A 14,600-nucleotide genomic window follows, 5' to 3' on the forward strand; every position below is an offset into this window, starting at 1 on the left:
GGTGTCAGCGTGTTGCAAGCGCACGCGTGTGGGTCTGCAATGTCGTGAAGAAACCGGCGTCGGTTGATCGCTGTAAATCCTGACCAGTCCTATATAAACGCAAAAAGAGTTTCGTGCTCGGCGGTAACTACCGTCGTGGGCATTCGCTCGCGCTGAAATACGTGTGTCCATATAAAAAACGGGTGAGAGATGAAAAACATAACTATTGTCGACAAGGCAACGGGGACGGCGACAGAGCATGCCTTTGGCAACGCCAGCCTCAAGGGAACCAGCATTGTAAAACTGCCGTTCGGACAAGAAAGCGTTCAATCGTTTCAACAGTCCGGCCAAAATCTGGTGGTCACTCTGAAGTCTGGAGAAACCATCACCATTCAGAACTTTTTTGTGGTGGGAGCCGACGGCTCCGCTAACCAACTGGTACTGGAAAATGCCGACGGAACATTGTTGCTCGGCAACTATTCCACGCCGTATTCGGGTTTCAACTTCACCGAAATCTCGACCCTGGACGACCTGGGTGTGGCAGCCATTGCCGCTGACAGTGCGGTGCCGGACTGGGTGCTGTGGGGCTTGGGCATCCTCGCCGTCGGCGGTACCGCCGCGGCATTGAGCGGTGGTGGCGGTGGTGGTGGCCATCATCAAACGCCAGTTCCTGCACCCGGTGCTGCGACCGGTTTGTCGGTCAACAGCGCGGGCACGGTGGTCAGCGGTAAAGGTCAGCCTGGCACCACAGTCACCGTCAAGGATGCCGCCGGTAACGTACTGGGCACAGGCACTGTGGGTACCGACGGCAACTTCCAGGTCAACCTGGACAAGCCGCAAACCAATGGCGAAACCCTGCAAGTCGTCCTCAAGGATGCCGCGGGTCAGGAATCGCAACCTGCGTCTGTGGTCGCGGGTGATACAACCGCCCCCGCCGCACCGAACGGTTTGGCCGTCAGTGCAGACGGTACAACCGTCAGCGGTAAGGGCGAGCCTAATTCGACCGTGATCGTCAAGGATGCCAATGGCGAGGTCCTCGGCACCGGCACCGTGGATGCTGAAGGCAACTTCCAGGTCACCCTGGGAACTGCGCAAACCAATGGCGAAACCCTGCAAGTCACCCTCAAGGATGCTGCCGGCAATGAATCGTCCGCCAGCCCCGTGGTGGCTGGCGACAGCACCGCCCCGGATGCGCCGACCAACCTGGTGATCAGTGCCGATGGCGCAACTGTCAGCGGTAAAGGTGAACCGAACGCTGCCGTGAGCATCAAGGATGCCAGCGGCAACGTGATCGGTACGGGCACCGTCGGCGCGGATGGCAATTTCCAGGTTTCGCTCGACACACCCGCGCCCGAAGGCGAAAGCCTGGCGATCACGCTCAAAGACGCTGCCGGCAATGAGTCGGCTCCGGGTGCGCTGGTTGTCGCCGATATTGAGACACCGCTTGCGCCGCGCAACCTGGCAATCAGTGACGTGGGTGACACGCTCAGCGGTGAAGGCGCCGCGGCCCACAAAGTCATCATCCTCAACGATGCTGGTGAAGTGGTCGGCAGCGGAACAGTGGCAGATGACGGCACATTCCTGGTGCAACTGAACTCGCTGCACATCAATGGCGAGCGGCTACGCGTGTTCCTGCGCAACTTCTCGGGCAAGGAATCCCTGCCAGGCATCGTCATCGCGGGGGACACCATCGCCCCGGATGCCCCAACCAACCTGGTGGTCGGCGAAGATGGCAGCACCGTCACCGGCAAGGGCGAACCGCGCGCGACCGTTACCGTGAAAGACGCCGATGGCAACGTGATCGGTACTGGCACGGTCGGCGACGACGGTAATTTTCAAGTCACCCTGGATCCGCTTCAGGTTAACGGCGAAACACTGGCTGTCACATTGACCGATGCAGCAGGCAACGAGTCTGTTCCGGCTTCTGTGATAGCTGTTGATATTGATGATACGGACGCTGACGCGGATGCTGACGCGGATGCCGATGCCGATGCCGATGCCGATGCCGATGCTGATGCCGACGCTGACGCTGATGCTGATGCTGATGCTGATGCTGATGCTGATGCTGATGCTGATGCTGATGCTGATGCTGATGCGGATGCGGATGCGGATGCGGATGCGGATGCGGATGCGGATGCCGACGCTGATGCTGATGCTGATGCGGACGCCGATGCCGATGCTGACGCGGATGCCGATGCTGATGCTGATGCTGATGCCGATGCCGATGCGGACGCTGATGCGGATGCGGATGCGGATGCGGATGCCGATGCCGATGCCGATGCCGACGCTGATGCTGATGCTGATGCTGATGCTGATGCTGACGCGGATGCCGATGCCGATGCTGATGCCGACGCTGATGCGGATGCGGATGCGGATGCGGATGCGGATGCCGATGCTGATGCGGACGCCGACGCCGACGCCGACGCCGATGCGGATGCGGATGCCGATGCTGACGCGGATGCGGATGCCGATGCTGACGCGGATGCGGATGCCGATGCCGACGCTGATGCTGATGCTGATGCTGACGCGGATGCCGATGCCGATGCCGATGCCGATGCTGATGCCGACGCTGATGCGGATGCGGATGCCGACGCCGACGCCGACGCTGATGCTGATGCTGATGCTGATGCGGACGCCGATGCTGACGCCGACGCGGATGCCGATGCGGACGCGGATGCTGACGCCGATGCCGATGCCGATGCCGATGCTGATGCTGATGCTGACGCTGACGCTGACGCTGATGCTGACGCTGATGCTGATGCCGACGCCGACGCCGACGCCGACGCCGACGCTGATGCTGATGCTGATGCTGATGCTGATGCTGATGCTGACGCGGATGCCGATGCCGATGCCGATGCGGACGCCGATGCTGATGCCGACGCGGACGCTGATGCTGATGCCGATGCTGACGCGGACGCTGACGCTGACGCTGACGCTGACGCTGATGCGGATGCGGATGCGGATGCGGATGCCGACGCCGACGCCGATGCCGATGCCGATGCGGACGCTGATGCGGATGCCGACGCTGATGCTGATGCTGATGCTGATGCTGATGCTGATGCTGATGCGGATGCGGATGCGGATGCGGATGCCGACGCCGATGCTGATGCCGATGCCGATGCCGATGCCGATGCCGATGCGGACGCTGATGCGGATGCCGATGCCGATGCTGATGCTGATGCTGATGCTGATGCTGATGCTGATGCTGATGCGGATGCGGATGCTGATGCGGATGCGGATGCGGATGCCGATGCTGATGCTGATGCGGACGCCGATGCTGATGCCGACGCTGATGCTGACGCTGATGCTGACGCTGACGCTGATGCTGATGCTGATGCTGATGCTGATGCGGATGCGGATGCCGATGCCGATGCCGATGCGGACGCCGATGCTGATGCTGATGCCGACGCGGATGCTGATGCTGATGCTGATGCCGATGCCGATGCCGATGCCGATGCCGATGCCGATGCCGACGCCGACGCCGACGCCGACCTCGAAGCCTTCGACGACCTCGCTACCGGCGAAGTAACCATCAAACCCGTAACATCCAACACCGGCCTGGCCGATATGCGCGTGTTCACCCTGTTGGGTGTCGGCGGCATCATTCTGGGCGATCACACCAAGCAGCAGGAGTTCTCGGTTGCCGAGGGTTCCAGCGGAACGCTGAACCTGCAGTTTGCCCAGGCCGACCTGGTCTCGCTGTTGGGCGGTGGCTTCACTGCGACGCTGGAAGTGAGCGACGGTGCCGGTGGATGGTTGCCGGTGCAGCAAGGCAGCAACGGTTCGGGCTTGCTCGACCTGTTGGGGCTGTTCGGACAAAGCTCCAGCGCCAAAATCGAAGGCCTGGAAGCCGGGCAGTATCGCTTTACCCTCAAGCTCGACCCCAACCTGGTCAGCGTTGGTGCAGGGGCCACGGCCAAGTTGAGCGTCACCAATGACAGCCTCACCGACTTCACCGGGGAAGCAGGGCCGGATGTCACCGGCAACGTCATCACCGACCCGGGCATTGGCGGTAAACCGGATGAACCGGGAACCGGCGGGCCAGTGAAGGTGCAGGTCGAGGTCAACGGCGAATTCGTCGATGCCGACGCCACCACCGGCACGGTGCTGCAGGGTCAATATGGTCAGCTGACCATCTTCGCCAACGGCGAGTACAAGTACACCCCGAACGGCGATGTCGCCAGCATCGGCAAGGTGGATGCCTTCGAGTATCACCTGGTCAATGGTGCCGGTGCTTCGGCCTCGGCAACCTTGTATGTGCGTATCGACAGCCCGAGTGTCAACGTGGACTGGAGCGCTACCGATCCATCTGCGCCCGGCGTGATCAACACGGTTGCCAATGATGACCTGGGTTCGGCACAGATCGACATCGTCAACCTGGTCACCCAGGCCGACCTGGCGACCCTGAGCTACAACCTGGCACTGCTCGGCAGCAGTACGGGTACGGGTGCCGAGATCAACGTTGCCACGGGCACGACCGCAGAGCTTGCGATCAACGTCACCGTCACCGGCATTGCGTTGTTGCCAGGCACGACCGTCAATCTGCAGAAGTTCATCGGTAACGAATGGGTCACGCAGCAGACCACTACCCAGGCGAACCACACGTTCCAAGGGTTGGATGCCGGGACCTATCGCGTGACCGGGACGACCGGTGCCGTGCTGTCGCTGAGTGCGCTGCACATTGCGCAGAAGCTCACTACCACCTCCCTCACGGAGTTCGTGACCGGTGCAATGAGCAATGCGACTGGCAACCTGCTGTCCGACAGCTTGTCCGGGCCGGATGTCCTCGGTTCGCCGCTGACGGTACTCAGTGTGCTGGTCAACGGGGTCTATGTGATTCCTGGGCAAACGGGGACGAAAATCAACGGTGACCACGGCACATTGACCGTGTTTGCCGATGGTAAGTACGTCTACACCCCGCATGCCGGGCTGACGTTGGACGAGATTGGCCAGGTGGATAAATTCACCTACAAGCTCACCACGCCAACCGGCCAGGAAGACACCGCCGACCTCTACGTGCGCATCGACTCGCCGGATCGCGACCTGGTCTGGGACGACGCCAACCCGGGTGCGCCAGCCACTGAAGGTGCCGGCATTGCCGCTGCCCACAGTGCGGTGGACCAGGCGGCGGATGACGGCGCCAACGTTGACGGCGATCACCACGATGCCGTGGTGGCCGACGACACCGACTTCACCCATGTCGATGCTGGCGCGGGTGCAGACGGGTTGTTGTGGGAAGGCGGCGATGCAGCCATCAACCTCACCGACCTAATTGGCACAGTCAACGGGGTGCACAGCATCGACCTGAACGATGTCAGCGCCGTCGACCTGACCCTGAGCCTCGAAGACCTGGTGTCCATCACCGGGCCTGAGTCGGATCGCTTGATGATCCAGGGCGACGATCAGGACAGCGTGCACCTGACAGGTGACTGGAGCGCCGGTGCGACCCAGGTAGAGAACGGTCTTGAGTACGTGATCTACACCAGTCCGGAAGATGAAACCCATCAGCTCTGGGTACAGAGCGGCATCAGCGTGGTGTAACGCCACCCCTGCCGGCCGGGCCGCAAGGCCCGGTTTTCCCTACCAACGGTAATGCAGCGATGGGCCGTGACGTCAGTCACGGTCCGTTGTTGTACTCATCAGGTTTGACAACAGTCAGGTGACTAGCAGTGAGGCAAAAGAGTTTGGCCAAGCAGCTGTCTGCCGTAATTCTGGCAGTCGCAATGATCGCGCCCGAGCGTGCGCCGGTCATGGCAGCGTCGTATATCGACGATGAAGAACGCGTCAACATCATCAGCCCGAGCAACCTGGGCACACATTTACCCGGTGGGCCAACGGGCGTCAGCGCACCGGTGGCACCCGAGCACGTCATACCGAGCAACCTTGACCTGACACGCGCCATTCAACTGGCGGTGGAATGGCACCCGGCAATTTCCGAGGCGATCGGCCAGCTGTACCAACAAAACGAGAACGTGAACATCGCCCGTTCCGGTTATTACCCGCAAGTCAGCGGCGGCTTCAACTCCGGCTACGACAGCGGCCTCAGGGGCAACGGCCAGAGCCGCGCGTTTTCGTTGTCGGCGTCGCAGATGCTCTATGACTTCGGCAAGGTCTCAAGTTCTGTCGACAGTGCGCTGGCGCGGGTCAGTGCCAGCCAGGCGTCGGTGTTGCTGTCGATCGATCAGGTGGCGCGCGATACCTCGTTCGCCGTGATCGAACTGCAGCGCTCGCAGTTGCTGGTGCAACTGGCTCGCGAGCAAATCGACGGCATTTCGGCGATTGCAGAGCTGGCCAAAAAGCGCAGCGACATGGGCGCCAGCACCCGTTCGGACCTGATCCAGGCCCGCTCGCGGGTCGAGGCCTCGGTGGCGACGCAATTGCAATTCACCGCGCAATTCAATCGCTGGCGCAGCACGTTGAGCAGCCTGCTTGGGTCGCAGGCGCCAGTGAGCGTGGCGCATGGTTTTCCGGCAAGCCTGGAGCAATCCTGCGTGGGCGTGGTACCCGATGCGGCAGTCACGCCGACCCTGCTGATCGCCCAGGCGCAGCGTGTCGATGCGCTGGCGCTGATTGCACAAGCCCGTGCCGAGGCGTTGCCGACCGTGTCGCTGGACCCGTCCATCACGCACTACCTGGACAACAACGACGACAGCAACGTCCCCGGCGGCCGCGACCGTACCCGTTATGGCGTATTTCTCAACGTGAAAATGCCGCTGTACCAGGGCGGCGCAATCACCGCCCGCAAATCCGCCGCGCAACAGGCCCTGCGTTCCGCCGATGCCGCCAACGACGCCGCGCGCCTTGCGGTTCGCCAGGGGTTGCTGGAGGCGCGGGATCAAATCTCAAGCCTCAGCCAGCGACTATCCACCCTGGATTTTCGTGAGCGCAGCATCTCCGAAACCCGCGACCTGTATCGCCAGCAGTACCTCGAACTGGGCACACGGCCGTTGCTCGACCTGCTGAATGCCGAGCAGGAAATTCACCAGGCACGCATGGACCGGGAAAACACCGCCGCTGACCTGCGCCGCCTGAAAATCGATTGCCTCTACAACACGGGCGCACTGCGCACGGCGTTCCACCTGGACAACAGCACCCTGCAAGGTGTGGAGATTCGGCCATGAATGATGCTGTGATGCTTGCGGACGAAACCAACGCAGTACAAACACCGCTGAACCCGGCGCCCGCAGTGGATTATGACGTGTGGCTGGAGGCCGTCCTGAGCGTGGCCCGGCATTACCGCCTGGAATGCTCGGCCCAAAGCGTGCGCATCGCCGCACAATGGACCGAAGGCGCTTCGGTGGAAGAGGTGGTACGGCAGATGGCCCGCCAGGCGGGGTTGAACTGCGTGATTGCCGACTTCAGCGAAACCACGCTGATGCAGCGCCAATTACCGGTGGTGCTGCAATTTGCCGACGGCCAGGTGGGTGTGCTCGAAACCCTCGGCGACGGCGACAACCTGGGCATCGCCTACAGCGGCGACGGCGGCCTGCAAAGCCGGCTCACCCGCCAGGACCTGTTGGAGCAAGCGCGCAAGAGCGTGATTCTGCGACCCATGGCGGCAGTGCGTGACCGGCGTGTCGACGACTACATCAAGCCTTACGAGAAGGCGTGGTTCAAAAACATCGTGCTGCGCGACCTGCGGCCCTATGGCTATGTGATGCTCGCGTCGCTGGTCACCAGCGTGCTGGGGTTGGCCGGGGTACTGTTTTCGATGCAGGTGTACGACCGGGTGATCCCGGCCGAATCCATGCCCACCCTGTATGTGCTGTTTGGCGGGGTGATGCTGGCGCTGGTGTTTGATTTCATCATGCGCATCACCCGTGTGCGCATCACCGACATGCTCGGCAAACGCGCGGATCTGCGCGTTTCCGACCTGGTGTTCGGGCATGCCATTCGCTTGCGTAACAGCGCCCGGCCGAAGTCCACCGGCTCGTTCATTTCGCAGCTCAAGGAGCTGGAGCAACTGCGTGAGCTGATCACCTCCAGCACCGCCACGGCGCTGGCCGATCTGCCGTTCTTCCTGCTGTTTCTGGTGATCTACTGGTTGATCGCCGGCCCGCTGGTGGCGGTGCCAATGGTGGCTGTGCTGTTCCTGATAGTGCCCGGGCTGTTGGCGCAGAAAAAACTCGCGGCACTGGCGAATGAGTCGATGCGTGAAAGCTCGTTGCGCAGCGCCATGCTGGTGGAGACCATACAAGGCCTGGACGACATCAAGGCGTTGCAGGCCGAACAGCGCTTCCAGCAACAATGGAATCACTACAACGCCACCTGCGGCGACGCCAGCCTGCGCCTGCGCCTGCTCACCAACAAACTGGTGGCCTGGAGCAACAATGTGCAGGGCTCGGTGTTTGCCGTGGTGGTGGTGTTCGGTGCGCCCATGGTCATGGCCAGCGACATGACCACCGGTAGCCTTGTCGCGGCGTCGATCCTGGCGTCGCGGATGATGGCGCCGATGTCCCAGATCACCCAGGTGCTGACGCGCTGGCAGCAGGCCAAGGTTGCGCTGCAAGGCCTGAACCGGATCATGGAATTGCCGGTGGACCATCCCGAGGGCAGCAAGCGCGTGCACCTGCCGGTGATCAAAGGCCAATACGCGCTGAGCCAGGCCACGTTCCAGTATTCCGACGATGCCCCCGTGCCGGCGCTGCGTGTGGCCGACCTGAAGATCCAGCCGGGCGAGCGCATCGCGATTCTGGGGCGTAACGGCGCGGGTAAATCCACGCTGTTGCAGGCATTGGCCGGGATGCTCGACCTCAAGGCTGGCACCATCAGCCTGGATAGCGTTGCCCTCAGCCACATCGACCCCGCCGACGTGCGCCGCGACGTGGGGCTGATGACACAAAACTCGCGGCTGTTCCACGGCACGCTGCGCGACAACCTGATCATGGGGGCGCCGCATGCCAGCGATCAGGAAATCCTCCAGGCCCTGGCGCTGACCGGTGCGGACGACTTCATCGGCAAGTTCGCCGACGGCCTGGACCACATGATCCTGGAAGGTGGCCTGGGCCTGTCGGGCGGGCAGCGTCAGTCGCTGCTGCTGTCGCGGCTGATGATTCGCCAGCCGCATATCGTGTTGCTCGACGAGCCCACCGCGTCCCTGGATGAAGCGACCGAGCGCCAGTTGATCCACAACCTCGACCGCTGGGCAGCCCACCGCACGCTGATTATCGCCACGCACCGCATGAGTGTATTGAGCCTGGTGAATCGGGTGATCGTGGTCGATAACGGCCAGATCATCGTCGATGACAGCAAAGCCAACGCGATTGCGCGCCTGTCCAAACCGAAGGGGAAAACCCAGTGAAAAGCCCTGCGCCGAAAACCATACCCCTGCTCGCCACCGAAGACGAAGGCGCCCGGCATACCCACGACGGCGTGGATGAACGCACCGTGGTGCGCGCCACGCGCGTGGTGGGCTGGGTGTTTGTCATGCTGATTGCGTTTGGTGCCTGGGCCTACTTTTTTGAAGTGGACGAAGTCTCGACGGGCAGCGGCAAAGTCATCCCGACCTCGCGTGAGCAAATCATCCAGTCGCTGGAAGGCGGCATCGTCACGGAGTTGAATGTGGGGGAGGGCGATATCGTCAAAAATGGCCAGACGTTGGCCAGGCTTGACCCGACCAAGACCGAATCCAACTTTGATGAAAGTGCCGCCAAGTACCGGGCGTCGCTGGCCAGCGTCGCGCGTTTGCAGGCCGAGGTAGACGGTAAACCGTTACTGTTCCCCCCGGAACTTGAGCGTTACCCCGCACTGGTGCGCGCCGAAACCGACCTGTTCAACACTCGGCGCAAGGGCCTCGAAGAATCGTTGGCCGGCGTGCGATCGTCGCTCGGGCTGGTGCGTAGCGAGCTGGAAATCACCGAAAACCTGGCCAAGGTCGGCGCCGCCAGCAACGTTGAGGTGTTGCGCCTCAAGCGCCAAAAGGCCGAGCTGGAGTTGAAACTGACCCAGGCCCGCTCCGAGTATATGGTGCGGGCCGGTGAGGACCTGGCGAAGGTCAATGCCGACGTCGAGACGCTGTCGTCAGTCATGCGCGGGCGCTCCGACTCGGTGACCCGCCTGACCCTGCGCTCGCCGGTGCGCGGTATTGTCAAGGGGATCGAGGTCACCACCATCGGCGGGGTTATCCCGCCCAACGGGCGCCTGATGCAGATTGTGCCCCTGGATGAGCAGTTGTTGATCGAGGCGCGTATCTCCCCGCGAGACATCGCCTTTATCCATCCCGACCAGGTGGCCAAGGTCAAGATCACCGCCTACGACTACGCCATTTATGGCGGCATGGACGGCAAGGTCGTGACCATTTCTCCGGACACTATCCAGGACGAGGTCAAGCCAGAAGTTTTTTACTACCGAGTGTTCATTCGCACCGACGCTGACACCTTGAAAAACAAGGCCGGCAAGTCGTTTTCGATTGTGCCTGGGATGATTGCCTCGGTGGATATCAAGACCGGCCAGAAAACCGTGCTCGACTATTTGATCAAGCCCATGAACCGTGCGCGGGAGGCCTTGCGCGAGCGTTAGGCGAGGTGGCTGTGGCCAGGTTTGCGTTGTGGTGGATGCTGTTGTGGGCCGGCGTGCCGGGCGCGTGGGCCCTGAGCGAGGGTTCGACACCGTTGCTTTGGAACACCCCGGCCAACCAGTCGACCTGCAACCAGGTCGACTCTGCACTCTGGGTCGAGTTGGCCGGGGGCGATGAGTGCATTCGCTATTTTTCCGGGGCGGTGCTGAGCCATGCGCCCGTGGTGATCGTGATGTTTCATGGCGACCGCAACGTGGAAATGCACCGCTCGCCCGAGTCGATCCGTGGCAATACCCTGGCCGCCAAGGCCAGGCAGGCCAAGGCCCTGAGCCGGCGTGCGGGCGTACCGGTGGTGATTGTGGCGCGACCTGGCACCTACGGTTCCAGCGGCAACCATGGGCAGCGGCGCCAGGCGCGGGAATTCATTGTGCTGGACGCTGCGCTCAACGAGCTGCGCAAGCGTTACGGCATCGGGCAGTTTGTGTTGCTGGGGCACAGCGGCGGCGCCACGGTGGCCGCGGCGTTGTTGACCTTGGGGCGTACCGATGTGAAGTGTGCAGTGATGACTTCCGGCGCGTTTGCCCTGGTGCAGCGCGCGCAGATGTTGCGTCAAAGCAAAGGCCTGCCTTCGCGTCCGGGACGCGACACCAATGGTTTATTGCACCCCTACGATCCCCTGGAGCACCTGGCCGGCATTGCCGTTGCGCCTGCGCGGCAGTTGTTCGTGATTGGCAGCGTGGACGACCAGGTAACCCCATTTGTGTTGCAGGAGCGTTTTTACCAGGCGTTGATTCGCGCCGGGCATCAGGCGCAGTTGGTCAAGGCGCAGGGTGTGCCTGCGATGTTTCACCAACTGCGCAATGACATTGGCCTGAAGACAGCAGCGGGCTGCGCGGGCTAACCCGCCGGCACCGCCTGTTCGGTCGTGTTCAGCCAATCACAGATCTGCGACAACCCGGTACCACCGGAGCTTTTCACCAGTACCCAATCCCCCGCCTGGAACCACTGGCCGGGGTGGCGCGCCAACGCCTGGCCTAATGCCGTGGAATCCTCGAACCACTGCACTGACAGCTCACTGCGCAGCACCCGGTACACCTCACGCATCAGCGGTCCGCACAGCACCAAATGCCGGGGCGCCGCCGCGCGCAGCGAGTCAGCCAGTTCCAGGTGGTAGCGCTGGGCGTCGGGGCCCAGCTCCAGCATGTCGCCCAACACTACTACCCGGTGTCGCGAGGCCACGGGCAGGTCGGCCATCGAGCGCAAGGCCGCAGCCATCGAGCCGGGGTTGGCGTTGTACGCATCGTTAATCAGCTGGAAATGCCCGTCGGTGCATTTGATCGAGCGGATATTGCCGCGACCTTCCACCGGTTGGAAGCCGGTCAGCACTTCCAGTGCCTGGTCGGCGTCAAGCCCCGCGGCGAACAGCGACGCCAGCACCCCCAGCGCGTTGAGCACCATGTGTCGGCCGCGAGCACTCAGGCTGAAATCCAGCCGTTGCGTGTCACGTTGCGCGGTGACGTAGACCCGGTCGGCCTCGCTGCACACGTCGAGCAGGCGCACATCGGCATCGGCGTGTTCGCCATAGCTGGTCACGTGCAAGCGCGCGACTTCGGCGGCCTGGGCGAACACCTCGTAGTGCGGCATATCGCGGCACAGCACCGCGTGCCCACCCGGTGCCATCGAGCGGAAGATCGCGCTTTTTTTACGCGCCAGGTTTTCCAGGGTGCCATGGTATTCCAGGTGCGCCGGAGCCAGCCCGGTCACGATAGCAATGTGTGGGCGCACCAGCTCCGAGTTAATCGGCATGCGGCCCACGGCCATTTCCAATACCCAGAATTTGGCCGGCCGGGGCATGCTCGCCAGGTTCCAGGCGATCCCATGGGGCAGGTTGGCGTTGGCCTCGGTGTGGCCCACTTCGCCCCAGTGTTTCAGGGCGTGGCCGAGCATGGCGACCACGGTGGTTTTACCGAAGCTGCCGGTGACGCCGAATACCTGGCCAGTGAATCGCTGCCTGGCGTATCGACCCATTTGCAGCATGGCCTCGCTGGTATCGGCGACCTGTAACACCGGCAGGCCGCTGTCCAGGTAGGGCGTCGGGTCTACACACAAGAACGCCGAGGGGCGCCGCTCAGGACTGGCCTGGGCCCAGCGCAGCGCTGACTGCACTTCGTTCGGTCCCACCTTGCTGGGGTGCCGATTGAGCATGCGCTGGGGTTTGAAAAACTGCATGGAGGGCGTCAAACCCGACGTGTACCAACCGGGCGGCGGCTGTTTGGCCCAGGTGCCGTGTGTCACCCGAGCCAGGGTGTTGGCGTCCCAGACCCAGCCGAGGGGCGCTGCGTCCTGGGCCAGGCTCACTTGCGGCGCGCCGTCGAGCAGGTAGCGGTGGTAGGCAATCAGCCCCGAGAGGTAATGCTCCACGTCGTCGATGCGCACCCTGAACGCGTGGTGACGGATAAAAAACGAACCGGCAATGCGCGCAGGATTGGCGAAATACATCGCCGTTTCCGGCCAGAAATACCCGTTGAACAGATAGCGCGCACGATGATGCAGGGCGCGGTAAAACGCGTGCAGGTCGATCTCGGTGAGCAGGTGGCGCAATTGCGCTTGCTGGGCGATGCGTTCGAGCATCTGCTGCGCAGCCATCATCAATTCCAGTAGCGTCGGAAAGGTGGTGATGCGCTGTTGCACGAACCCCAGATAACCGGCGACGTTATTCAGGCCGAAGCGGAAATACTTTTCGTCAGGTCGGTAGCGGGTCAGTTCGTTCACGCAATAGCTGAGCCAGTGATCGTGCTCGCGCCAGTGCTGTTTTTCGATGAAGTAGTCGAAGGCTTTTTCCACCACGGTTAACCAGCGCTCATCGCCGGTGAGGCCGTAGAGGCGGATCAACCCGAACGCGGCCTCGCCGTCGTAGTAGATGATCCGGAACGCCTCTTTGACGGTAAGGTCACGGCCATGCAAGACGTGCACGAAGGCGCCGGTGGTCGCGTCCTGCATCCAGGCCATGCCATTGGCCAGGGCTTCCAGCACGGGTAGATAGTGGCGGGTGCCGGTGACTTCGCTGTATTTGACCAGCGCCAACAAACACACGGCATTGCCGCCCAGTTTGATCTCGTCACCGGTGTCCAGCAGATACGCCGCCACACTGCCGTCGGGCAGCGCGTAGGACTTGATCAGTTCCTGGGTAAGGTAGGCCAGCGAGCGGTCGATGGCGGATTTAAGCGCCTCGTCGCCGGTCAGTGCCCAGGCCTCGATCATCGAATAGGTGGTACTGGCGTGGCGCAGGGTGTTGTAGTTTTTTATCGCCCGGTCAAAGCATGGGAAGTAGCCGTAGACGAACTGGCCGCCGCCCTGCACCTGAGTGCTCAGGTAGCTTGCGGCGCTGATGATGCTCGCCTTTACCATGCCGGGCTCCAGCGCTGCGAGGGTGCGCCAGCCGGTTTCTGTCGGGCCAGGGTTCAGCGGGTGGGGCACGCCGTCTTCGGCACAAAAAACGCCCTTGGTGTCGAACAGGAACACGGGGGTCTCGGGTTCAAGTGTGGCGATCAGGTCGGCTGTATTGAGCCCGGTAAAACGGCGCCTGGCGTACACCGAAAAATTGCCGGCATTGAAGCTCGCGTGATTGATAGCGTTGCCGCCATACAGGATCGCGTTGGCGTTCAGTTCCTGTTCGGTGATCGCGATGTGCAGCGCCGCATCGAAGGCGATGCCGCGCCGGAAGTAATTACGCTTGTGGCGCTTGAAGCGAGCATTGAGTTCGGCCCAGGTGATGGCGGTTACGTTGATCGCGCATTCGACGCGTATCCATGAACGTTCGACGATGTTGCCTGACTGCGCACGGTCTCGTTCGTAGGCTCCCTGCAAGCGCTGCACACCGGTTTGCCAGGCGGCTTCGAAGTTATCTGCCGTGATATGAAAAACATGCGCGCGCTGGGTGCCGTCGCTCATGGAGAAAAACAAGGTACAGGGCTGCGCGGTGTCTGATGATACAGCAGGCCCATTCATTTCTTTGCTTAGATGAGCATAACAAGCAAGCCATTGCTGTTTCACAGGCATAGTTCATCACCAGTTTTTAACTTGGAGAGGGGGGGCGCGCAGTGTT

6 protein-coding genes are annotated in these 14,600 nt (G+C 62.1%); 5 read left to right on the top strand and 1 reads right to left on the bottom strand.

Going from position 1 to position 14,600, the window contains the following annotated elements; genetic code table 11:
* Nucleotides 1–189: 189 nt before the first annotated feature.
* The 5 genes from QF039_RS32890 (at nt 190) to QF039_RS32910 (ending at nt 11,396) form a co-directional block, all read left to right on the top strand.
* Nucleotides 190–5,520, top strand: a complete 5,331-nt coding sequence (locus tag QF039_RS32890) for a BapA/Bap/LapF family large adhesin (RefSeq protein WP_307522710.1) — start codon at nt 190–192, stop codon at nt 5,518–5,520.
* 182 nt (nt 5,521–5,702) lie between these two features.
* Complete coding sequence (locus QF039_RS32895; RefSeq protein WP_177122299.1) at nt 5,703–7,100, top strand: TolC family outer membrane protein; 1,398 nt, start codon at nt 5,703–5,705, stop codon at nt 7,098–7,100.
* A complete protein-coding gene (locus QF039_RS32900; RefSeq protein WP_307522713.1) occupies nt 7,097–9,280 on the top strand; it encodes a type I secretion system permease/ATPase in 2,184 nt (727 codons plus the stop codon). Before QF039_RS32895 ends, QF039_RS32900 begins: the two co-directional genes overlap by 4 nt.
* 26 nt (nt 9,281–9,306) lie before the next feature.
* Nucleotides 9,307–10,497, top strand: a complete 1,191-nt coding sequence (locus QF039_RS32905) for an HlyD family efflux transporter periplasmic adaptor subunit (protein WP_087693464.1) — start codon at nt 9,307–9,309, stop codon at nt 10,495–10,497.
* A 35-nt stretch (nt 10,498–10,532) separates the two neighbouring features.
* The gene (locus QF039_RS32910; RefSeq protein ID WP_102605610.1) at nt 10,533–11,396 is read left to right on the top strand and encodes a S9 family peptidase; all 864 of its coding nucleotides are present in this window, start codon (nt 10,533–10,535) and stop codon (nt 11,394–11,396) included.
* Here QF039_RS32910 and QF039_RS32915 read toward each other — a convergent pair.
* Nucleotides 11,393–14,446 (bottom strand): UDP-N-acetylmuramoyl-tripeptide--D-alanyl-D-alanine ligase, encoded by a 3,054-nt coding sequence (locus tag QF039_RS32915; protein WP_307522715.1) that lies wholly within the window; start codon nt 14,444–14,446, stop codon nt 11,393–11,395. The genes QF039_RS32910 and QF039_RS32915 overlap by 4 nt on opposite strands.
* Between the last annotated feature and the right edge of the window lie 154 nt (nt 14,447–14,600).

The organism is Pseudomonas sp. W2I6 (assembly GCF_030815935.1).
Classification (GTDB): Bacteria; Pseudomonadota; Gammaproteobacteria; order Pseudomonadales; family Pseudomonadaceae; genus Aquipseudomonas.

Excerpts from the sequence above, each read along its gene's own strand:
- QF039_RS32890 (WP_307522710.1), top strand. The coding sequence starts at position 190 with ATGAAAAACATAACTATTGTCGACAAGGCAACGGGGACGGCGACAGAG.
- QF039_RS32910 (WP_102605610.1), top strand. The coding sequence starts at position 10,533 with ATGCTGTTGTGGGCCGGCGTGCCGGGCGCGTGGGCCCTGAGCGAGGGT.
- QF039_RS32900 (WP_307522713.1), top strand. The coding sequence starts at position 7,097 with ATGAATGATGCTGTGATGCTTGCGGACGAAACCAACGCAGTACAAACA.
- QF039_RS32915 (WP_307522715.1), bottom strand. The coding sequence starts at position 14,446 with ATGAGCGACGGCACCCAGCGCGCGCATGTTTTTCATATCACGGCAGAT.
- QF039_RS32895 (WP_177122299.1), top strand. The coding sequence starts at position 5,703 with ATGATCGCGCCCGAGCGTGCGCCGGTCATGGCAGCGTCGTATATCGAC.